Source organism: Streptococcus huangxiaojuni (assembly GCF_040930515.1).
Classification (GTDB): domain Bacteria; phylum Bacillota; class Bacilli; order Lactobacillales; family Streptococcaceae; genus Streptococcus; species Streptococcus huangxiaojuni.
In genome coordinates, this window is record NZ_JBFQEG010000004.1 from 92,280 (window position 1) to 114,086 (window position 21,807).

General features: G+C 42.5%; 17 protein-coding genes. 14 read left to right on the top strand and 3 right to left on the bottom strand.

The features are described 5' to 3' along the window. Positions 1-128: 128 nt before the first annotated feature. The 12 genes from AB3329_RS04015 to AB3329_RS04070 all read left to right on the top strand — a co-directional run bounded on the left by AB3329_RS04015 (position 129) and on the right by AB3329_RS04070 (position 15,656). Positions 129-1,073, top strand: coding sequence for a competence protein CoiA (locus tag AB3329_RS04015; RefSeq protein WP_368394456.1), 945 nt, complete (start codon positions 129-131; stop codon positions 1,071-1,073). A 1,046-nt stretch (positions 1,074-2,119) separates the two neighbouring features. After that, a complete protein-coding gene (gene pepF / locus AB3329_RS04020; protein WP_368394457.1) occupies positions 2,120-3,913 on the top strand; it encodes an oligoendopeptidase F in 1,794 nt (597 codons plus the stop codon). Between the two features lie 38 nt (positions 3,914-3,951). Continuing rightward, a complete protein-coding gene (locus AB3329_RS04025) occupies positions 3,952-4,668 on the top strand; it encodes an O-methyltransferase (protein ID WP_368394458.1) in 717 nt (238 codons plus the stop codon). 140 nt (positions 4,669-4,808) lie between these two features. Next, positions 4,809-5,783, top strand: a complete 975-nt coding sequence (prsA, locus tag AB3329_RS04030; protein WP_368394459.1) for a peptidylprolyl isomerase PrsA — start codon at positions 4,809-4,811, stop codon at positions 5,781-5,783. Between the two features lie 233 nt (positions 5,784-6,016). Further along, positions 6,017-6,511, top strand: a complete 495-nt coding sequence (locus AB3329_RS04035) for an LURP-one-related/scramblase family protein (protein ID WP_368394460.1) — start codon at positions 6,017-6,019, stop codon at positions 6,509-6,511. A gap of 18 nt (positions 6,512-6,529) precedes the next feature. Beyond that, positions 6,530-9,160 (top strand): alanine--tRNA ligase, encoded by a 2,631-nt coding sequence (alaS, locus tag AB3329_RS04040; RefSeq protein WP_368394461.1) that lies wholly within the window; start codon positions 6,530-6,532, stop codon positions 9,158-9,160. A 417-nt stretch (positions 9,161-9,577) separates the two neighbouring features. Further along, positions 9,578-10,360: a carbon-nitrogen family hydrolase gene (locus tag AB3329_RS04045; RefSeq protein WP_368394462.1), complete on the top strand. Its 783-nt coding sequence runs from the start codon at positions 9,578-9,580 to the stop codon at positions 10,358-10,360. A gap of 96 nt (positions 10,361-10,456) precedes the next feature. Next, positions 10,457-11,137, top strand: coding sequence for a CPBP family intramembrane glutamic endopeptidase (locus tag AB3329_RS04050; RefSeq protein WP_368394463.1), 681 nt, complete (start codon positions 10,457-10,459; stop codon positions 11,135-11,137). Between the two features lie 314 nt (positions 11,138-11,451). Then, entirely contained in the window at positions 11,452-12,474 is a 1,023-nt protein-coding gene (gene argC, locus AB3329_RS04055; protein ID WP_368394464.1) for an N-acetyl-gamma-glutamyl-phosphate reductase, read from the top strand. A gap of 18 nt (positions 12,475-12,492) precedes the next feature. Continuing rightward, on the top strand, positions 12,493-13,686 hold the full coding sequence (argJ, locus tag AB3329_RS04060; RefSeq protein WP_368394465.1) for a bifunctional glutamate N-acetyltransferase/amino-acid acetyltransferase ArgJ: 1,194 nt from the start codon (positions 12,493-12,495) through the stop codon (positions 13,684-13,686). 69 nt (positions 13,687-13,755) lie between these two features. Beyond that, complete coding sequence (gene argB / locus AB3329_RS04065) at positions 13,756-14,493, top strand: acetylglutamate kinase (RefSeq protein ID WP_368394466.1); 738 nt, start codon at positions 13,756-13,758, stop codon at positions 14,491-14,493. Between the two features lie 2 nt (positions 14,494-14,495). After that, positions 14,496-15,656: an acetylornithine transaminase gene (locus AB3329_RS04070; RefSeq protein ID WP_368394467.1), complete on the top strand. Its 1,161-nt coding sequence runs from the start codon at positions 14,496-14,498 to the stop codon at positions 15,654-15,656. A gap of 272 nt (positions 15,657-15,928) precedes the next feature. Here AB3329_RS04070 and nrdF read toward each other — a convergent pair whose 3' ends face one another. The 3 genes from nrdF to nrdH all read right to left on the bottom strand — a co-directional run bounded on the left by nrdF (position 15,929) and on the right by nrdH (position 19,502). Continuing rightward, positions 15,929-16,891, bottom strand: coding sequence for a class 1b ribonucleoside-diphosphate reductase subunit beta (gene nrdF / locus AB3329_RS04075; protein WP_368394534.1), 963 nt, complete (start codon positions 16,889-16,891; stop codon positions 15,929-15,931). A gap of 142 nt (positions 16,892-17,033) precedes the next feature. Beyond that, positions 17,034-19,193, bottom strand: a complete 2,160-nt coding sequence (nrdE, locus tag AB3329_RS04080) for a class 1b ribonucleoside-diphosphate reductase subunit alpha (protein WP_368394468.1) — start codon at positions 19,191-19,193, stop codon at positions 17,034-17,036. 84 nt (positions 19,194-19,277) lie between these two features. Beyond that, complete coding sequence (nrdH, locus tag AB3329_RS04085; RefSeq protein WP_368394469.1) at positions 19,278-19,502, bottom strand: glutaredoxin-like protein NrdH; 225 nt, start codon at positions 19,500-19,502, stop codon at positions 19,278-19,280. A 474-nt stretch (positions 19,503-19,976) separates the two neighbouring features. On the opposite strand from nrdH, the gene AB3329_RS04090 reads away from it, so the two are divergent. Both AB3329_RS04090 and AB3329_RS04095 read left to right on the top strand, forming a co-directional pair. Further along, entirely contained in the window at positions 19,977-21,245 is a 1,269-nt protein-coding gene (locus tag AB3329_RS04090; RefSeq protein WP_368394470.1) for a DUF1576 domain-containing protein, read from the top strand. A 24-nt stretch (positions 21,246-21,269) separates the two neighbouring features. Then, a complete protein-coding gene (locus AB3329_RS04095; RefSeq protein ID WP_368394471.1) occupies positions 21,270-21,617 on the top strand; it encodes a hypothetical protein in 348 nt (115 codons plus the stop codon). Positions 21,618-21,807 lie beyond the last annotated feature (190 nt).

The following is a 21,807-nucleotide window of genomic DNA, read 5'->3' on the forward strand; positions in this document are numbered from 1 at the left end:
CTAATCAAAGCCAAATCTCCCGCAGTTTTCGGGAGATTTTTTGATAAAGCTGCTCAAAAAGGTCTGTTCACAAAACAGCTCTTTTTTAAAAAATAAAATTTTTTCGAATAATAAGGTGGAGGGTGTTCATGTTAGTTGCGATTGATGATAAGGGAAAAACTGTCAATTTATTAAGGGATTCTCCAACTAAAGACAAAGCCTTTTTTTGCCCGGCCTGCAAGGCTCCGCTGCAATTGCGTTCAGGTCAGATTATTCGACCCTATTTTGCTCATATCAGCCGTAAAATCTGCCGCTTTTACCATGAAAATGAGTCAGCAGAGCATCTGAGCTTAAAGGCAGAGCTTTACAGGAGTCTTTCTCGAACAGAAAAAGTCAGTGTAGAACAGTTTTTACCGGACTCAGATTTGATAGCTGATCTGATGGTCAACCATCGGCTGGCTTTAGAAGTGCAGTGCAGTCCTTTATCATCTAAGCGCCTAAAAGAACGGACCCAGGCTTACCTTGGTGCAGGTTATCAGGTTTTGTGGCTGTCAGGCCGGCGTTTGTGGCTGGGACAGTCTATTACTGAACTGCAGAAACATTTTCTATGTTTTTCACAAAATATGGGTTTTCATTACTGGGAATTAGACCGAAAAAGGCAGGAACTTCGCCTGAAGTACTTAATTTACGAAGATTTACACGGCAAACTGCATTATTTAACAAAGACCTGTCCATTTACAGACCATCTTCTGGATTTTTTGCGTCTCCCTTTCAAAGCTCAGCAGCTTGTTTCTTATAAAGTAAAAATGGACAGCCAGCTTTTGTTCTATATTCAAAAGCAGCTCTATTTTGGCCATTCTGGATGGAGGAAGAGGCAGGAGAAGGCTTATTTGCAGGGTTCCAATTTATTGGCAAAAGACCTGAACGATTTTTACCCGCAGGTCCGTCCTTTTGCGGGCAGCCAGCGATTTTGCCAGATACATCAAGACCTATCAGACTTTCGGCAGGCTTTTTTTGCCTATTATCGCAAACAAGGAGCTAAAAAAGAACAACAACTCTTTCCGCCTGCCTATTATCAAAAATCTAAACCCTGATTAAATTGATATAGTCCCCTACAGTGGACAGTGAAAAAACAAAAATTCACTAGAAATGAACTGCCTTCAAAAGAAACTGGAAATATTATTTAAGAAGGAGACTCTGCATACAAAAGTCAGAGTCTTTTTAGCTGTCAGCTATCAAAGATATCATACAATCAGGCTATTTATGAATGGCATTTTTATTGTCGAATAGTTTTTGATTAAACCGACCGAGTCATTTTTATGGTAAAATAAAACAGTAAATGACAAGGTGCAAGTAACTGTTTCTAAAATTTGAAAAGAAAAAAGCTGAGATATTAGTCCACCTTAATAAGCGGGATAGGGTTTAAATGCTGCGGGGCTACCGTATAGCAGCCCGAATTTGGTAATGGGGGAGTAAGGAACCCCTATAAGCTGAGGTCCTGTATTACTGATTGCCAGCCACAGCTTTCTAGCAGTTCAGGCAGGGGTGCGTCTGCGAAATCAAAGATTTCGGACTTACCGCCAGCCGTAAACGATTGAAAGCTTTGTCGCCTTAACAGTCGACCGCACTTTTCTAGCAGTTCTGGCAGGGGTGCGTCTGCGAAATCAAAGATTTCGGACTTACCGCCTATTTTCTTTTTGCGTTTTTAACGGCCTTTGTATCTTGTGTAATTGAACGCGGCCTAAACGCTGCGGGAAAAAGATGGCTGTCATCGTGATGCAAGCATCACTTGCCATCCCCTATTTTCCTTTTGCGTTTTTAACGGCCTTTGTATCTTGTGTAATTGAACACGGCCTAAACGCTGCGGGAAAAAGATGGCTGTCATCGTGATGCAAGCGTCACTTGCCATCCCCTATTTTCCTTTTGCGTTTTTAACGGCCTTTGTATCTTGGTGAATTGAACGCAGCCTAAGCTCTTTGCAAAAAAGAGACGCAGCCGTAGGAAGCGTATGCTGACGTACGAATGTGGCTGCTCTGTGAGCGCAGCCCTCCCTTGAGTCTTTAGTGACTCTTCGTCAGTTTTCCTATTTTTGCTGTGAGCTTTATACGGCCTTTGTATCTTGGTGTTAAAAGGAGTTTTTATGTCAGATAATCGAAGTCATATGGCTAAAGAGTATCAGTGGGATTTAACGACTGTTTTTCCGACTGACGGTGCTTGGGAAAAAGAAGTAGAGGAGCTGGCGGCTGAAATTGCGGCAGCTGGTAAGTATGCCGGCCATCTGCTGGAATCCGGTCAAAAGCTTCTTGAAATTACAGAAGTGCAGTTGGCTCTGTCCCGACGTGTGGAAAAGGTCTATGTTTACGCTTCAATGAAAAATGATCAGGATACGACAGTGGCGAAATATCAAGAGTTTCAGGCTAAAGCGACAGCGCTTTATGCACAGTTCAGTGAGGCTTTTGCTTTTTATGAACCGGAATTGCTGACTTTGCCGCAGGATTCTTTTGCTGCTTTTATGGCTGAAACGCCAGCTCTGTCGGCCTACAGTCATTTTTTCGACAATCTTTTCCGCCGGCAGCCTCATGTTTTATCGCAGGCTGAAGAAGGACTTCTGGCCGGTGCTCAGGAAATTTTCGGTGCTGCCGGTGAGACCTTTGAAATTCTTGATAATGCTGACATCGTTTTACCTTTTGTTACCAACAGTGATGGTCAGGAAATTCAGCTGACTCATGGGAATTTTATCAGTCTGATGGAGTCAAAAGATCGCTCTGTTCGTAAACAAGCTTATGAAGCCATGTACGCTGTCTATGAGCAGTATCAGCATACCTATGCTAAAACGCTGCAGACAGCGGTTAAGAGCCATAATTATCAGGCGCGGGTTCGTCGGTACAGCAATGCGCGCCAAGCAGCTCTGTCTGCTGATTTTATCCCTGAAAGTGTTTATGAGACTTTGGTTAAGGTTGTCAATAACCATCTGCCTCTGCTCCATCGCTATGTGAAGCTGAGACAGACCATTCTTGGACTTGATGAGCTGAAAATGTATGATCTTTATACACCCCTGTCACAGACAGACCGGTCTTTCAGCTATCCGGCTGCGCGTGATAAAGCAGAACAAGTCCTTGCTGTTTTTGGCAAAGAATACTCGGAGCGCGTCCGCCGTGCTTTTAGCCAAGGGTGGATTGACGTTTATGAAAATAAGGGGAAACGTTCCGGTGCTTACTCAGGCGGTTCTTATGATACCAATGCCTTTATGCTGCTTAACTGGCAGGACACCTTAGATAATCTGTTCACTTTGGTGCATGAAACCGGTCATAGTATGCATTCAACATTTACCAGAGAAAATCAGCCATATGTTTACGGCGATTATAGTATCTTTCTAGCAGAAATCGCTTCTACAACTAATGAAAATATACTGACCGAAGCCCTTCTGCAGGAAGCGACTTCGGACAGCGAGCGTTTTGCCATTCTTAATCATTACTTGGATGGTTTTAAAGGGACCGTGTTCCGCCAGACTCAGTTTGCTGAATTTGAACAGCTGATTCATGAGGCCGATCAAAACGGTGAGGTCCTAACCAGCGACTATCTTAGCAACCTTTATGCTGAACTGAATGAGAAATACTATGGTCTGGCCAAAGAAGATAATCGCCTGATTCGCTATGAGTGGGCACGGATTCCGCATTTTTATTATAATTATTATGTTTACCAATATGCGACCGGTTTTGCTGCAGCCAGTTACTTAGCTGATAAAATTATGCATGGGCAGCCGGAAGATAAGGCTAATTACCTAACTTTTCTAAAAGCTGGAAATTCGGATGATGCACTCAATGTTATCCGAAAAGCCGGACTTGATATGACCGATGAAGCTTATCTTAACACTGCCTTTGCTGTCTTTGAAAAACGTTTGGAAGAATTGGAAAAGTTAGTTAGAAACAGCTGATTTTAAACCCAAGTGCTTTTTGTTATAATTAAGATATTATGGTTAAACTGTATAGTAAGAAGGCTAACCCCAATATGCGGCGGCCTATTGTCAAAGAAGAAATAGTTGATTATTTACGGACTCAGCAAAAGCCTAATATGGGCTACTTAGCTGATTTAGAGCAGTTTGCCCGGCAGGAGAATATCCCGATTATCCAGCCGGAAGTTGCTGCCTATTTTCGTTTCTTTCTCCAGATGACAGCGCCCCAAAAGATTCTTGAAATCGGGACTGCAATTGGTTATTCGGCTTTGCTGATGGCAGCCAATGCTCCCAAAGCCAAAATCATCAGCATTGAGCGCCATGAAGAAATGCTGGCGCTGGCTCAAAAAAATATTGCGGCTTATGATCAGAAAGAGCAGATTACTCTTATCAAGGGAGATGCAGCTGAAGTGCTGCCGGCTTTAGAGGAAGATTTTGACTTTGTCTTTATGGATTCTGCTAAATCAAAATATATTGAGCTGCTGCCTGCTGTTTTTGACCGGCTCGAAGTGGGGGGGGCTGTCATTATAGATGATATTTTTCAGGGGGGCGATACCCTTAAACCGATAGAAGAAATTGCTAGAGGACAGCGGGCCATTCACCGCGGTCTGCAGCGTTTGCTGGCAGCAGTTCTCAGGCATCCGGATTTGACGGCCAGTCTGCTTCCCCTCAGTGACGGCCTGCTGCTTATTCGAAAAAATACAGCAAAAATCTGCCTGCCTTCTGGTTTAGATTAAGTAAAATTTTGGAAAGTATGTTATAATGGTTGGGTTAGTGACTGATGCTGATGAGTGCGGCCTTTATCAGATGAGTTGATGCGTACTTTTTTCCAGATTGAAAAGCCATTAGTCCAAATATAAAAAGGAGTTTACTATTGATGAAAAGACGTGGAAAAATTCTAACAGGTCTTGTGACACTGCTTTCAGCTGCAACTCTTGCTGCCTGTTCTTCGACGAATGAAGACACAGACCTGATCACAATGAAGGGTGATACAATCACCGTTGCTGATTTTTATAATGAGATCAAAAATACGAGCTCAGCAAAACAGTCTATGCTGTCTCTTGTTTTGACTAAAGTTTTCGAGGACCAGTACGGCGATAAAGTATCAGACGATAAAGTGACGGAAAGCTACAATAAAACGGCTGCCAGTTATGGTTCTTCATTCTCCAGCGCTCTAGCAGCAGCAGGTTTGACCGAAGAGTCTTACAAGCAGCAGATTCGCACGACAATGCTGGTGGAGTATGCAGTGGAGCAGGCGGCTAAAAAAGAGCTGACAGATGAAAATTACAAATCAGCTTATGAAAATTATAATCCGGAAACAACTGCCCAAGTCATTAAATTAACTGACGAAGAAACAGCCAATTCTGTTCTTTCTGAAGTTAAGGCTGATGGTGCTGATTTTGCAGCTATCGCTAAAGAAAAGACGACAGCTGACGACAGCAAATATGAATATACATTCGATTCAGCAAGCACAGATCTGCCTACAGAGGTTATGAATGCGGCTTTTGAACTTGATGAAGGCGGTATTTCAGATGTTGTTTCCGTTGTAGATGCCTCTACTTATTCAACTAACTATTATATTGTTAAGACCACCAAGAAGACCGAGAAAGATTCTAATTGGAAAACGTATAAGAAATCACTGAAAAAAATTATTATGGCGCAGTATGAGAATGATACAAGCTTCCAAAATCAGGTGATTGCCGCTGCCCTTGAAAAAGCTAATGTTAAAATCAAGGATGATGCTTTTGCCGATATTCTTTCAGAATATGCAACAAGCAGTTCTGATGCTGCAACGACTACAGCTGATTCGACAACTGCGGCAGAGACAACCACTGAAGCCGAATCGGAATAGACAGCTTGACTGCGGTTGTAAAAATAAGTATAATAAAATGTAATTGAGAATGGATAGCGCTTATAGGTTTACTTCAGAGAGGCAGTGGAGGTGAGAACTGCCGTAAACAAGTCTATCTTGCTGCTCAATACAGACAATTAAAAAAACAAAGAGAATGACAAGTTCATTGAATGAAGGTGGTACCGCGGTTTTCGCCCTTCGTGAAATGGACTTGTTTTTTTGAAAGCAGCAGTATGGAACAGATTTTTCATATAAAGCAAAAATTTTGGACCTTAGGCGGTCAGTTTGTTATTAAAGATGATTCAGGAAATTCCCGCTATATTGTGACAGGCAGTTTTATGGAAGTTCCCAAAAGCTATACAATCAGGGAAGAGCCTTCAGGCCGTTTCGTCAGTCAAATAAGCAAAAGGCTGCTGACCTTTTTGCCTAGGTTTGATATTGAACTGGCTGACGGCAGTCAGTTTCAGATTGTCAAGGAGCTGACCTGGCTTAGACCGCGCTATCGTGTGGATAACCTTGAGCTGTCAGTTGAAGGTGATTTTTGGAATAAAAATTTTCGGCTTTATCAAGGGGAGTCGCTGTTGGCGCAAATAGCTCAAGAATGGCTGACAGTGCCTTCAGCTTACCATATAGAGATCTTTGATGACAGCGTGAGAGACTTAGTAATGTCTTTAGTCATTGCTATTGACTGTATTAAGGCCGATCAGGCTGCTGTAAAGTCTCATTAGTAAAAGAAAGGGATATTGATGAAAGAAATGACAAGTGCCCAAGTGCGGCAAATGTGGCTGGATTTTTGGCAATCAAAAGCGCATGCTATCGAACCATCAGCTAATTTGATTCCAGTGGATGATCCAACTTTACTGTGGATTAACTCAGGGGTTGCAACCCTAAAAAAATATTTTGATGGTTCGGTTGTTCCGGAAAATCCTCGTATTGCCAACGCTCAAAAAGCGATTCGAACCAATGATATTGAAAACGTCGGCAAGACAGCACGGCATCACACCATGTTTGAGATGCTGGGGAATTTTTCAATCGGTGATTATTTCCGCGATCAAGCAATCAAATGGGGATTCGAGCTGCTGACCAGCCCTCAGTGGTTTGATTTACCTAAGGATAAGCTTTATATGACTTATTATCCGGATGATAAGGAATCCTACAATTGCTGGCTGTCCTGCGGAGTTGATCCCAGCCACTTGATTCCTCTTGAGGGAAATTTCTGGGAAATCGGAGCTGGTCCTTCCGGCCCTGATACAGAAATCTTTTTTGACAGAGGGGAAGATTTTGATCCGGACAATATGGGTATCCGCCTCTTGGCAGAAGATATCGAAAATGATCGTTATATTGAAATCTGGAATATTGTTTTATCTCAATATAATGCGGATCCGGACTTGCCGCGTTCGGCCTACAAGGAACTCCCTAACAAGAATATTGATACTGGTATGGGTTTGGAGCGTATGGTAGCGATTCTCCAAGGGGCTAAAACTAATTTTGAAACGGACCTTTTTCTTCCTTTAATCCGGGAAGTGGAAAAGATTTCCGGCAAGGTTTATGATCCAGATGGCGATAATATGAGTTTTAAAGTCATTGCCGACCATATCCGGTCTCTGACCTTTGCGATTGCTGACGGTGCTTTGCCGGGAAATGAAGGCCGAGGTTATGTCCTGCGGCGTTTGCTGCGCAGGGCCGTTATGCACGGACGCCGGCTTGGGATTAAAGAGCCCTTCCTCTATCGGCTGGTTTCCATTGTCGGACGGATTATGACCTCATATTATCCCGAAGTTCTTGAGAAAGACGCTTTTATTGAAAAGATTATTAAGCGTGAAGAAGAGACATTTGCCAGAACCATTGATGCAGGTACAGTTCACTTAGAACAAGTTCTGAGCCAGCTGAAACAGCAAGGCAAGGATAGTCTGGACGGTCAGGCAATCTTTAAACTGTATGACACCTATGGCTTTCCAGTTGAACTGACAGAAGAACTGGCCGAAGATCAAGGGTTTAAGATTGATCACCATGGTTTTCAGACAGCGATGAAAGAGCAGCAGGAACGGGCGCGTGCCGGTGCAGTTAAAGGTGGGTCGATGGGGATGCAGAATGAAACATTATCCGCTATTGTTGAATCATCTGTTTTTGACTATGACAAAGAAGAATTAAGCGCCAACTTGTCAGTTCTGATTGTCCATAATGAACGGGCGGAAACTGCAGCAGACGGTCAGGCCTTTCTGGTTTTTGACCGAACGCCTTTCTATGCAGAAATGGGCGGTCAGGTAGCCGATCATGGTGTGATTAAAAATAAAGATGGGGACCTTGTAGCTCGTATTACAGATGTTCAAAAAGCCCCTAACGGTCAGCCTCTCCATACAGCACAGATTTTGTCTGAACTTTCGATTGGTCAGACCTATACACTCGCGATCGATCATGACAGACGCTATCGTGTCATGGCTAATCATACAGCAACCCATTTGCTGCATGCCGCTCTGCATAATGTTTTAGGCGATCATGCAAGACAGGCAGGCTCTCTCAACGAAACCGATTTTCTGCGTTTTGACTTCACCCACTTCGAAGCTGTCAGTCCAAGTCAGCTTCGTCAGATAGAAGAAGAAGTGAATCAGCAAATTTGGAAGGCTCTTGCTGTAAAAACGATTGAAACCGACATTGATACGGCTAAATCAATGGGAGCTTTGGCTCTCTTTGGTGAAAAATATGGCCGGCAGGTGCGTGTGGTTACAATTGGAGATTATTCTGTCGAACTTTGCGGCGGTACCCATCTTAAAAATACGGCGGAAATTGGTCTATTTAAGATTCTTAAAGAAGAAGGCATTGGCTCTGGTACCCGACGTATTTTAGCTGCTACCGGTCCGCAGGCCTTTGAAGCTTACCGTGAGACTGAAGATATTCTTAAGACAGTGGCTTTCAATATTAAGTCCCAGCAGCTTAAAGATGTTCCGCACAGAGTAACAGGTCTGTTAGAAGAACTTCGTCAGCTGCAAAAGGAAAATACAGAACTTAAGGAAAAAGCAGCTGCAGTCCAGGCAGAATCAATCTTTACAGATGTTAAGGAAGCAAAAGGAATCACTTATGTTGCCGCTCAAGTTCAAGCATCTGATGCCGCTGCTTTGCGTACTTTTGCAGATAATTGGAAACAAAAAGATTACTCAGATGTTCTTGTTCTGGCTGCTCCTATCGGTGAAAAAGTCAGCGTCCTTGTTGCCAGCAAGAAGGACACTGTCCCTGCTGGCCAACTGATTAAGCAATTGGCACCTATTGTCTCCGGACGAGGAGGTGGTAAGCCAACAATGGCTATGGCAGGAGGAACAGACCCATCAGCCATTTCTGCTTTACTGGGAGCGGTCGCAGACAATCTGCCGCTAAAAGATTAGAAATGCGGGTCTGTGTCAGGCAGCTGCAGAATCAAAAAGTTTTGGTAAAGCAGTTTTTCCTTGTTGTTAGGCTTACCGTCGTTCCAGCAGATGTGACAAAAAAACACCTAAAACGCTATTGCAATTTAGCTTTCAGGTGTTTTTTAAATGGTATTAAAATAAGAATGAATGGAGCGAAGTGCTGTATAGAGAACATCGATTTTCGGCGTTTCTGATTTTTCCTTACTGTCAGAATTTTTAGTCTTTCAGATTGGGCATAAAACCTTCTTGTTTTGAGTGCTGCTACCATGCAAAGTCTGATGGCGCTAAATGAACGATTAGTTTTTCTTGGCCTTGCAGTCAAGCTTTATAATGGATATAATAAAGGTAAATTATTGCGGGCTGTGTTGCAATTGCCTGAGTTTGTGAGGTGAAAAGATGCGGATTGCTTTAGTACAAATGCCTGTCTTTTATAATGATCCTGAGCGAAATTTTGCTGCTGTTTCAGACTTGCTGGAGAAAGCAGTGAAGGAAGAGACCGATGTTATAGTGCTGCCGGAGATGTGGAACACTGGCTATGCACTGGCCGATTTAGATGAAATTGCTGATAAAGATGGCCAGCAGACACAGGCTGTTTTAGGAGAATTTGCCAAGTGGCATGCTGTTAATATTGTGGCCGGTTCGGTAGCGGTTCAAAAGACCGATGGTTTTTATAATAGCACTTATATTTTTGACCGTAAGGGTGATGTAATCGGGGAGTATGCCAAAGTTCATTTATTTGGCCCGATGGCTGAAGATCTCTATTTACAGCCCGGTAATCAGACGAGCCAGTTTAATCTTGATGGTATCAAGGCTTCTGCTGTTATCTGCTATGATTTGCGCTTTCCTGAATGGATTCGTACGATGATGGCTGGAGGTAGCCAGATTCTGTTTGTTGTCGCTCAGTGGCCTAAAGAACGTATTCAGCAATGGGAAATACTGCTGAGAGCGCGAGCAGTGGAAAATCAGGCTTTTGTGGTTGGGGTTAACCGTGTCGGCGAAGATCCTCAGCATCATTTTTCTGGGCATTCCCTGGTTATTGATCCGCTTGGGCAGACGGTTCTGCAGGCTTCGGATAATAGCTCTGGGATATATAGGGCTAGGCTTGATATTTCTCAGAGCGATGCACTTCGCAGTCAGATCCCTGTTTTTGCGGATAGACGGCCGGAACTTTATCATTAGAAGAAGGTTTGATTCCTTTTTAAATAATCTGGTTTTTATTTTGTAAAAATGCTATGATAGGTTTATCAAAAATGAAATGCTTTATGAGGATAAATAATGAAAATAGTTTTAAATAGTTTAAAAGCTCTCGGTCTGATTCTTCTGTCATTAGTCTGCAATGTCATACCGCTCTTCTTATTAAGAGGACAAAAAGAGCTTTCTCCCCTGATGCAGTGGCTGCTGGGGCTGCTTTATCTTGCCTTTGTTGTTTGTGTCATCTATGTTTTATGGACCTTTCACAAAAAACACGAAAGCGATACGGTTAAACAGCAGAAAATAAAAGGAATCGATCTGGGCTTCGCTTTATTGTTCTGGCTGGGAATGCGGGCAGTGGCTATTGTAGGAACTGTTATCAATCAACTCTATTCCGGTCAGGAAACAACAGCTAACGATGCAGCTCTGCAGAGTATGACTTCTTTTTTTAGTGGAGGCTTCTTTTTCTTTACCCTGCTTTATGTGCTTTTAATCGGCATTATCGGTCCAATTATTGAAGAGCTGGCCTACCGGGCTTTTCCTGAACATTTCTTATTTAAAGGACATAGCAGACTCCTGGCCGGCTTTGTGACGACCGTTGTCTTTGCCTTGCCGCACTCGACCAATCTCATTGAATTTCTAACCTATGCCGGAATCGGGGTACTTTTATATCTGGCTTATCAGCGCCGGGGCAATATCAAGGATTCAATTTTGGTCCATATTTTAAACAATCTCCCTGCAGCGATTTTTTTGCTTTTTTTATGAGAGATGTGATAACTTGCGCTTGAATTGCTGAAATAAGAGAGTGGGACAAAAATCGGTAAATCGTCATAAAATAACAATTTCGATTTTGTTGTCCCGCCTCCCACGCAGTTGATTAGGAAGGAATAATAACTACCAGTCAAAATTCATATGTCTAAAAAAGTGAAACGAGGTAGGATTTTTGTCCCAGCTCTTTTAAATCTTTTATCCTAAGCAGCCTTTATTGAGGCTGCTTTTTTCTATGCGAGCAGAAATTTTCCTTGACTTATGTATAATTATACGTTAAAATGAATAATATCTTAAAAAGGAGTCATAGCATGAAAGTATCGATTGTTGGTGTTACAGGTTACAGCGGTTTGGAACTGGTTAGACTTTTGAATAATCATAAAAATGCAGAGATTGTTTCTATTCATGCCAGCAAAGATATTGGCAGTTCTCTTTCTGATATTTATCCCTATTTAAAAGGAATTTGTGATTTAAAAATTGATGCTGTTGACAGTCAATCTATTATGGAAAAAGCTGATCTTGTTTTTCTGGCGACGCCTAGCGGTGTTGCTAAAGATTTAGCTGGCGATTTTGTTGCAGCTGATTTTCCGGTTATCGATTTATCAGGCGATCACCGTTTGCCCGCTTCGCTTTATGAAAGATGGTATCAGAAAACCGCTCAAACAGACAGTGTACTGGCTCGGTTTACCTATGCTTTGAGTGAATATACAGATTTAAAAGGAAAAAAATTTATTGCCAATCCCGGCTGTTATGCAACTGCAGCAGAATTAGCCCTCATTCCCCTGCTTAAAGCGCAGGCGATTGATCTGACTTCGATTATTGTAGACGCTAAAAGCGGCTTGACTGGCGCTGGGAAAGCTCTTTCGGCTTCCAGCCATTTTGTCAATGTCCATGACAATTATGTGACTTATAAGCTGAACCGTCATCAGCATATTCCGGAAATCGTGCAAGAATTGCAGCTCTTTGACAGTCAGCTGCAGCATATTCAGTTCTCGACCTCTCTCTTGCCGGTCAATCGCGGAATTATGGCGACCTGTTATGTGAAATTAAAGCAGCCTCTGACGCATGAGGCTATTACAGCGCTGTATCAAGACTGCTATGCGGATAAATTCTTTGTTCGAATTCAGCAGGAATTGCCAGAGCTGCATAATGTCATCGGCTCTAATTTTGCGGATATTGGTTTTGCTTATAATCCGCTGACTAATGTGCTGACAGTCGTATCTGTTATCGACAATTTGATTAAAGGGGCGGCAGGCCAAGCTGTTCAAAATTTTAATTTGATGTTCGGTTTTGATGAAAAAACAGGACTGCTGGCTGTACCAAGCTATTTATAAAAAAGGAAAAGGGAAAAGATGAAAATTTTTCAAGGAAATATTGCCAGTCCGCTGGGATTTTCAGCAGATGGTCTGCATGCGGGCTTTAAAAAGAGAAAATTGGATTTTGGCTGGCTGGTATCTGAAAGGCCAGCCAGTGTTGCCGGTGTTTATACGACCAATAAAGTTGTTGCTGCGCCTTTGATTGTAACGCGTTCAGCAATTGAAGAGCATGGCCAAATGCAGGCGGTTGTCGTAAATTCCGGTGTTGCCAATTCCTGTACAGGCAGCCAAGGATTAGCGGACGCCTACAGTATGCAAAGGCGGGCTGCTGAAAAATTGAAGATTGAACCGCACTTGGTTGGAGTGGCTTCTACCGGTGTCATCGGCGATTTGCTGCCTATGGATAAACTGGAGAAGGGACTGGAAAAAATCGTCATTAACGGAAATGCGGACGATTTTGCCCAAGCAATTTTAACAACGGACACTGTAACAAAGACGGTAGCTGCCAAGGAAATGTTTGGGTCTGATGAGGTCACTATGGCCGGAGTAGCTAAGGGATCGGGCATGATTCACCCTAATATGGCCACTATGCTTGCTTTTATCACCTGCGACGCTAACATTTCCAGCCAGACCCTGAAATTGGCTCTGCGGCAAAATGTCGAAACCACTTTTAATCAGATTACTATAGACGGTGACACCTCAACTAACGATATGGTTCTTGTTCTTGCCAACGGCTGCAGCGGCAATCAGGAAATTCTGCCTGAGACAGCAGAATTTGAGAAGTTTTCGCAAATGCTTTCTGCTGTCATGACTGACCTAGCCAAAAAAATTGCAAAAGACGGAGAAGGAGCGACTAAGTTAATTGAAGTTCAAGTCGCCAATGCCCCGGACAGCAAAACGGCCCGTATGCTGGCTAAGAGTGTTGTCGGATCCAGTCTGGTTAAAACAGCTGTTTTTGGTGAAGATCCGAATTGGGGACGGATTTTAGCCGCAATAGGCTATGCCGGAGCAGATATCACAGTAGACAAGGTTGATATTTATTTAGGCCCGATACCGGTCCTGCTCAGTTCAAATCCTGTTGCTTTTGATGATGAGGAAATGCAGGATATTATGCAGGATGACGAACTAGTCATTAAGGTTGACTTGCATAACGGAGATTCTAAGGGAACTGCATGGGGCTGTGATTTATCCTATGATTATGTTAAAATCAATGCGCTTTACCGGACTTAATCCTCCTTATCCCCAGATTTTTGGCCAACTGTGAAAAGCTAATTGCCTTATAAAAAGGAATGAAAAGTTATGAAAGATGTGATTGTTATCAAAATCGGCGGAGTAGCCAGCCGGTCTTTGACTGCAGATTTTCTGAATCAAATCAAGACATGGACAGATGCAGGAAAAGCTGTTCTCATTGTACATGGCGGTGGCTTTGCCATTGATCAGATGATGAAAGATCATCAGCGGCCGATTCAAAAAGTCAATGGTCTGCGAGTGACAGCAGAGCTTGATATGCCGCTGATTAAAACGGCTTTGACCAAGAAAGTCGGAAAATCTTTGGCGCAGCAGCTAAATCAAGCTGGAATAAATGCCTTAACGGTTGATGCAGATTTACAGGAAATTGTTCAGGCAGATTTTTTACAAAAAGACCTTTACGGTTATGTCGGACAAGTAAGTGCTGTGGCTAAAGCGCCCCTGTTAGAATTTTTGGAAAGGGGGTTAGTGCCGCTCCTGCCTTCTTTAGGCTACAGTCATCAAGGAGAAGTTTTGAATATCAATGCTGATTATCTGGCTAGAGCTGTGGCTCAGGCTCTGTCGGCCGAAAAATTAATTTTAATGACAGATGTCCCAGGGGTTTTAGAGAAGGGGACAGTACTTGAGCACCTGCCGCTCAGCGCTATACAGAAAAAAATTGCTGACGGAACCATAACAGGCGGTATGATTCCCAAGGTTGAAAGTGCAGCAGAAACAGTGTTTGCAGGTGTTGAACAAGTTTTAATCGGAGACCGTTTAAATCGTGGAACACTCATTCAAAAGGGGTAGTTATGGGAAAACTTTTTCAAAATTATAAAAGAGCTGATGTCGAATTTATCAAAGCTGAGGGAAATTATTTATGGGATCAAAAAGGTAAGTCTTATCTTGATTTTGCCAGCGGAATCGGAGTGACTAATCTAGGTTTCCACCCTTATGTCAAGTCTGCTCTGAAAAAGCAAGCTGAAGAAATCTGGCACAGCCCTAATCTTTATCGCAACAGTCTGCAAGAAGAAGTAGCAGATAAGCTGATTGGTGGCTATGATTATTTGGCCTACTTTTGCAACAGCGGGGCGGAAGCCAATGAAGCAGCTATTAAGCTGGCCAGAAAAAGCAGCGGCAAGCAGGAAATCATTAGTTTTAAAAATTCTTTTCACGGGAGAACCTTCGGTTCCCTTTCTGCCAGCGGCCAGGAGACCATAAAAAAAGGATTTGGTGATGGTGTGCCGCATTTTTCTTATGCTGTTTTGAATGATTTGGACAGTGTCAAACGGCTGGTTACGGAGGATACGGCAGCTGTTATGCTGGAATTGGTGCAGGGTGAATCAGGTATTCATGTAGCAGATAGGACTTTTGTCAGTGATTTAGCAGCCTTTTGCCAGCAGCAGGAAATTTTATTAATCGTTGATGAAGTGCAGACAGGTATGGGACGGACAGGCCGGCTTTTTTCCTTTGAGCACTATGGGATTGAACCTGATATTTTTACCTTGGCTAAGGGTTTGGGCAATGGTTTTCCCGTTGGTGCCATGCTTGGCAAGTCTGACTTGGGGTCAGCCTTTTCTTATGGCAGCCATGGTTCAACCTTTGGCGGCAACAAACTGGCTATGGCTGTCAGCTCGGCTGTGCTTGATGTTCTGCAGGGCGATAATTTTTTACAAACGGTGCGCTTAAATGCTGACATCCTTCAGCAGAAACTCAAAGCAGCTCTGGCCGATTTGCCGCTTGTGACCGATATTCGAGGATTGGGCTATATGATCGGTATTGAAACTAAAGCAGACTTGGCTGATCTAGTTGCTGGTGCACGGGCCAGAGGCCTGATTGTTTTAACGGCCGGCAGCAATGTTCTGCGGCTCCTGCCTCCTTTGACTCTGACAGAAGAGGAAGGAGAGCAGGCTGTAGCTGTTTTACAGGCAGTATTTCAAGAAGAATATCTGAAACAAGCAGGACAGTTTTGAACTGGATTGATTATTCATGTCTGTCTAAAAGGTAGGCAGACATGAGTTTTTAAAGGTTCACAGGAGCTGTTAATGTAACAGTATCAGATGCTCTCAATCTAAAAAAGAGTGAAGGAAAACCGTGCATTCAAAATCATCGATTTTTCTTCACTCTTCTTCCTTCTTTTAGGCTGGAGGTATTTTGTTTACAGATATCATGCCATTTTTATTCCCGACTCTAACAAAGGCAGCTGAGACTTTCGCCCCAGCTGCCTTTTGTATGAGAATAGTTTTTATGACAGTCCGTAATTATAATCATCGTCTCTCATGGCTTCAACACTGCCAAGCAGATAGCCGTTGCCTACCTGGCTGAAGAAATCATGATTGGATGTTCCTGTAGAAATACCATTCATTACGATCGGGTTCACGTCGTTGGCTGTGTCCGGAAACAGCGGATCCTGCCCCAAATTCATTAGAGCCTTATTAGCATTATAGCGCAGAAAGGTCATGACTTCCTCGGTCCAGCCCACTGTTTCATAAAGAGTATGCGTATAGCGTTCTTCATTTTCATAAAGCTGATAAAGGAGGTCGTACATCCAGTCGCGAAAGTCACTCTGCTCTTCCTCAGATAGTTCATTAAAGCCCAGCTGAAATTTATAACCGATATAAGTCCCGTGCACAGACTCATCGCGGATAATCAATTTAATAATCTCTGCCACATTAGCGAGCTTATTGTTGCCAAGGTAGTAGAGCGGCGTAAAGAAGCCTGAATAAAAGAGAAAAGTTTCAAGATAAGTGGAAGCCACCTTTTTTTGCAGAGCATTGCCGTGCTTATAAATATCATTAATGATTTTGGCTTTTTTCTGCAAGTATTCATTGCTGTTTGTCCACTCAAAAATGTCTTCAATCTCAGCTTTCGTATTGAGAGTAGAAAAAATGGATGAATAAGATTTGGCGTGGACCGATTCCATAAACTGAATATTGTTAAGGACGGCCTCTTCATGCGGTGTACGAACATCCCCGCGGATAGCTTCGACTCCGGATTCGGACTGCATGGTGTCCAGCAGGGTTAAGCCGCCAAAAACTTTACCGACCAAATCTTTTTCTTCGCTGGAGAGTTTCCGCCAGTCATCAAGGTCGTTTGATAAAGGAATACGTGTATCGAGCCAAAATTGTTCAGTCAGTTTTTCCCAAGTTGACTTATCAATAATGTCTTCAATTTCATTCCAGTTAATCGCTTCGTAATAAGTAGTCATCATTAAATCACCTAAAGCCGGGTCAATCCCTTTTGCAGTCCCGGTTTTATCTTTTTGGACACTGTTTCAAAAGACAGTGTCTCTTCCTTTCCATCGTATAGTAAACAGCTAATGCACAGACCAAGAACCCCTATGCAGCCAATTAAATGACACAGGATTCACATTGGTTAGAGCCAACCTCTTCTCCATCGTCTGTATAGGTACGGACATAATAAATGGATTTAATCCCTTTATTGAAAGCATAGTTGCGCAAAATGGACAAATCGCGGGTCGTTTGTTTGCTTTCAGTTTTCCATTCATAGAGCCCTTTAGGAATGTCACTGCGCATAAACAGGGTCAAAGACAGACCTTGATCCACATGTTCTGTTGCGGCAGCATAAACATCAATGACTTTCCGCATATCCATATCGTAGGCAGAAGTGTAGTAAGGAATCGTATCAGTTGACAGTCCGGCAGCAGGGTAGTAAATTTTGCCGATTTTCTTTTCCTGACGTTCTTCGATACGCTGCGTAATCGGATGGATAGAGGCTGATACATCATTAATATAAGAAATCGATCCGTTCGGTGCCACAGCAAGCCGGTTTTGATGATAGAGACCGACCTGCATTACTTGTTCTTTGAGAGCCTGCCAATCCTCAGCCTGCGGAATAAAGTGGCCGGCAAACAGCTCTTGCACACGTCTGGATTTTGGCACATACTGGCCGGTTATATACTTGTCAAAATAAGTTCCGTCAGCATATTTAGATTGTTCAAAACCAACAAATGTCTTCTGACGCTCACGGGCAATATTGTTGGATTCAACCAGTGTCCAGTAATTAAGCAGCATAAAATAAATATCGGTAAATTCAAGCGATTCTGGACTGCCGTAGGCTATATGATTCTGAGCCAGAAAAGAATGCAGCCCCATTGCGCCCAAACCAAAGGTATGCGCTTGGCTGTTGCCATGTTTCACTGTCGGTACCGCTTCTATGTGCGATGCATCGGTCACAAAGGTTAAAGCCCGTGTCATAACTTTGATTGAGCGGCCGAAATCAGGCGAAGCCATCATATTGACAACATTGGTCGAACCGAGGTTGCAGGAAATATCGGTTCCCATTTCAACAAACTCCTGAGCATCGTTGAGCAGGCTAGGTTTTTGAACCTGCAGGATTTCCGAACAGAGGTTGCTCATTACAATTTTTCCGTCAATCGGGTTGCTCCTGTTGGCTGTATCAACATTAATAATATAAGGGTAGCCGGATTCCTGCTGCAGTTTAGAAATCTCAGTTTCAAGATCCCGAGCCTTGATTTTGGTCTTAGTGATATTTGGATTGGCAACCAGTTCATCATACTTTTCAGTGATGTCAATGTAATTAAAAGGCACACCGTATTCCCTTTCAACACTGTAAGGGCTGAACAGGTACATGTCTTCATTTTGACGCGCCAGCTCGTAAAATTTATCGGGAACAACTACTCCAAGGGATAAGGTCTTTACACGAACTTTTTCGTCAGCATTTTCTTTCTTGGTTGAAAGAAAGGCGATAATATCCGGATGAAAGACATTGAGATAGACCACTCCGGCCCCCTGACGCTGACCGAGCTGGTTCGAGTAGGAGAAGCTGTCTTCAAACAGCTTCATAACAGGTACAACACCGGAAGCTGCGCCTGCAAATCCCTTAATCGGTGCTCCGGCTTCACGAAGGTTGGACAAAGAAATGCCTACTCCGCCGCCAATCCGTGATAACTGCAGAGCAGAATTGATGGATCGGCCAATAGCGTTCATATCATCTGTTACCTGAATTAAAAAACAGGAGACCAGCTCACCCCGTCTGCTTCGGCCGGCGTTCAAAAATGAAGGCGTTGCCGGCTGATAGCGCTGATTAATCATTTCGATGGCCAAATCATGCGCCAGCTCCTCGTTGCCATCAGCAAAATAGAGGGCATTAAACATGACCCGATCTTCCATACTTTCGAGATAAAAATCACCATCATCGGTTTTCAAAGCATATTGCTGATAGAATTTATAAGCAGCCATAAAAGACTTAAACTGAAATCCCTGAGCCTGAATGTCTGCTGCTAATTTTTCAATAAAAGCTGGTGAATAGTTATGAATAAAGTCAGACTCAATGTAATCATTATCTATTAAGTAATTGACTTTGTCGGTAATGCTGTCAAATCTCATTGTATTAGGTTCAACATTCTCCGCAAAAAAAGCATTTAAGGCTTCTCTGTCCCGATGAAGCGGAATTTGTCCGTTGACAGGACGGTTAATTTCATTATTAAGACGAAAATAGGAAACATCGCCAAGATTTTTGAGACTCATTTTATCTAAAATTCCTTTTATAATATTGCTTTTTACATATAATAAGGCTTCATTCCATTTATTTTTTGAGATGAAGCCTTAAAATTAAATAATTTCTTTTAATTTATTAGGCTGAAAGCCTGAAAAAACGTGGTCACCTGCTTCAATTACAGGAGCGGCAGTGAAGCCGAGGCTTTTAACATAGTCGATCTTTTCCGGATGTTCATCGATATTAATTTCTGTAAAATCCGCCTGATGCTGCTCCAAGAATTTTTTGGTCATTTTGCACTGCATGCAGTTGTTTTTTGAAAACAGCGTGATTTGTGACATAAGTAATTCCTCCTAAAAATTTTCCGTTTCTGGAAAAGTCATATGTATCTAGGATATACAAAATAAATAAAAAAAGCAAGAACTTTTTCTCGAAAAAACACAATATATTGTGTTTGATATTTTTGTTGAACACGAAATGTAGTGTTGGTGCTGTTTTGACTAGGTAAGCGGACAGATTTCAGACAGAAAGACAGTTCAGCAGGCAGTCCGAATTGATTTTAAAAAAGATAAGGTGCCGAAATCGAACAGCTGAAGTTAATTTTAAGGGCTGCTCTATCTGCATTTTCATCTTATTTAAACCAGCTCTCTAAAAAAGATCAAACGCTGGCATATACAGTGAAATCAGTGCCGGAGGACAGGAAACAGACAGATCTGATATGTAAGCGCTTAAAAAACACACTAAAAAACCTTGCTGTTTATCATCAGTTAGGTTACTTTAGTATTAGGGAAGTTTGGTAAAGGAGGACTGAAAAGATGCGGATAAGCCAGCTGCGGCAACTGAATTGGGAAAAAGATAATCTTCTTTTATTGGCTATAGGAACTTTTATTTTTGGTCTGCTGTCTCCTGCCAAGACAACTTGGTGGGAGGATTATGCTCATTTATTACTCCAGCAGACCTATTTAATCCATGATTTTTTTGCTGTGGCAGGTATAGCTGCAACCTTTGTTAATGCTGCTTTGCACCTTGCCATTGCTTATTATTTAAACATTCGCAACCAATTGACCCATCTGACTGGTTTTCAGATGGCAGCGATAGGCATTTTTGTAGGGCATTCCTTTTTTGGGACACATCTATTGAATATCCTGCCTATTCTTTTAGGAGTTATCTTATACGCCAAGCTGTCACATCAATCTTTTAAGCTTTACACCTCCATCAGTTTATTTACAACTTGTATGGCTCCTGCTGTCTCTTATGTCATGTTTTCGCATGGCCTGTCATTCATTTCAGTGTTAGGCGGTATTGCCCTGGGTTTAGTTTTGGGGCTGGTTACTCCCCCTCTTGCCGAAGCGTTTTTGAAGTTCCATCAAGGCTACACTCTTTACAACATTGGTTTTACATCCGGAGTTATCGGTATGTTTGTTTATGCCTGTCTACGCTATTTTCAATTTGATATTCCGACAGCTCAAGTGCTGAGTACAGAAGCACATGACTATATTTTAATCTATATGCTGTCTGTTTGTCTGCTGATGCTTGGACAAGCTCTGATTCAGCTGGATTTTCAGGACTTTAAAACGAAATTCATCAAACTGAATCACCGTGTCGGGCGTCTGCCGGATGATTTTGTCATTAAGTACGGCCGTAAAACTGCCTTTTTTAACATGGGTCTTTTAGGAATGGTTTATCTGAGTTTATTACTGGTTCTTAGGATCCAACTGAATGGCCCTATTGCAGGCGGTCTCATGTCTATCATCGGTTTTGCTGGTTTTGGGAAACACCTGCGCAATACTCTGCCTGTGGCTTTTGGGGTCATTCTGGCCGCTTGGTTTGCTAATGAATCCTTCGGGACGATTGGCTTTGCCTTATCTCTCTTATTTGGTACTTCACTGGCTCCGCTTGCTGGTTATTATGGTATAATAGTAGGGATGATAGCAGGGTTTCTCCAGTTTAATATGACACAGAGTGTTATTGATCTCCATTTGGGACTGTGCCTTTATAATAATGGTTTTTCCAGCGGTTTTGTAGCAGCCTTTTTGGTTCCGATATTGGAAAGCCTGCCTCGTCGCAGAAGTTCAGAAGAATAAACGTAAAGGTAAGGCTTGGTAGTTATGATTAGTGAAAAAAACAAGGCGACACGTATTATGAAAGAATTGATTGGTTATTTTTTAGAGCATAAATACTATCAATTCGATGTCTCTTTTCAACTTGATAAGGATAAATTTGAACTGAGTATTACGGCTCCTTCTCCCGATATTCCCGATCATTTTAAGCACCTGCTGAGAGATCTTAATACAGAGCGTGAAGTGGAGATTGATGAGTACTATAATGCCTTGCTGGGAGGTCATGGGACTGATCATGATTACAGTTTGCTGGGAAGGGCTATTGACCAAGCGACTCTTGAACATAATGAAGGCATGCTGACATTAAAAATCCGCAGAAATATCGGAGCTTCTTAATACGGCCTTTGTATCTTGTATTAGGGTGGGAGAAAATTCAGGCTGACTGAGTTTGCTTTCACTTTTTTTGTATACTGAAAAGCGATGTGGAAATCTGATTTCTGTTTTGTACCTGTTTAGCAATCATGGGAAAGGTGTTTTTCGAGATGTTTTTCAAGTGTTTTTTGTGTTTTTTTGGTGTCTTTCGGCT

What these genes read in the sequence shown, in the direction of transcription:
- AB3329_RS04090 (WP_368394470.1), top strand. Translation starts at nt 19,977, where the DNA reads ATGCGGATAAGCCAGCTGCGGCAACTGAATTGGGAAAAAGATAATCTT.
- alaS (WP_368394461.1), top strand. Translation starts at nt 6,530, where the DNA reads ATGAAAGAAATGACAAGTGCCCAAGTGCGGCAAATGTGGCTGGATTTT.
- prsA (WP_368394459.1), top strand. Translation starts at nt 4,809, where the DNA reads ATGAAAAGACGTGGAAAAATTCTAACAGGTCTTGTGACACTGCTTTCA.
- nrdF (WP_368394534.1), bottom strand. Translation starts at nt 16,891, where the DNA reads ATGACTACTTATTACGAAGCGATTAACTGGAATGAAATTGAAGACATT.
- nrdH (WP_368394469.1), bottom strand. Translation starts at nt 19,502, where the DNA reads ATGTCACAAATCACGCTGTTTTCAAAAAACAACTGCATGCAGTGCAAA.
- pepF (WP_368394457.1), top strand. Translation starts at nt 2,120, where the DNA reads ATGTCAGATAATCGAAGTCATATGGCTAAAGAGTATCAGTGGGATTTA.
- AB3329_RS04045 (WP_368394462.1), top strand. Translation starts at nt 9,578, where the DNA reads ATGCGGATTGCTTTAGTACAAATGCCTGTCTTTTATAATGATCCTGAG.
- AB3329_RS04025 (WP_368394458.1), top strand. Translation starts at nt 3,952, where the DNA reads ATGGTTAAACTGTATAGTAAGAAGGCTAACCCCAATATGCGGCGGCCT.
- AB3329_RS04095 (WP_368394471.1), top strand. Translation starts at nt 21,270, where the DNA reads ATGATTAGTGAAAAAAACAAGGCGACACGTATTATGAAAGAATTGATT.
- nrdE (WP_368394468.1), bottom strand. Translation starts at nt 19,193, where the DNA reads ATGAGTCTCAAAAATCTTGGCGATGTTTCCTATTTTCGTCTTAATAAT.
- AB3329_RS04035 (WP_368394460.1), top strand. Translation starts at nt 6,017, where the DNA reads ATGGAACAGATTTTTCATATAAAGCAAAAATTTTGGACCTTAGGCGGT.
- AB3329_RS04070 (WP_368394467.1), top strand. Translation starts at nt 14,496, where the DNA reads ATGGGAAAACTTTTTCAAAATTATAAAAGAGCTGATGTCGAATTTATC.
- AB3329_RS04015 (WP_368394456.1), top strand. Translation starts at nt 129, where the DNA reads ATGTTAGTTGCGATTGATGATAAGGGAAAAACTGTCAATTTATTAAGG.
- argC (WP_368394464.1), top strand. Translation starts at nt 11,452, where the DNA reads ATGAAAGTATCGATTGTTGGTGTTACAGGTTACAGCGGTTTGGAACTG.
- argB (WP_368394466.1), top strand. Translation starts at nt 13,756, where the DNA reads ATGAAAGATGTGATTGTTATCAAAATCGGCGGAGTAGCCAGCCGGTCT.
- AB3329_RS04050 (WP_368394463.1), top strand. Translation starts at nt 10,457, where the DNA reads ATGAAAATAGTTTTAAATAGTTTAAAAGCTCTCGGTCTGATTCTTCTG.
- argJ (WP_368394465.1), top strand. Translation starts at nt 12,493, where the DNA reads ATGAAAATTTTTCAAGGAAATATTGCCAGTCCGCTGGGATTTTCAGCA.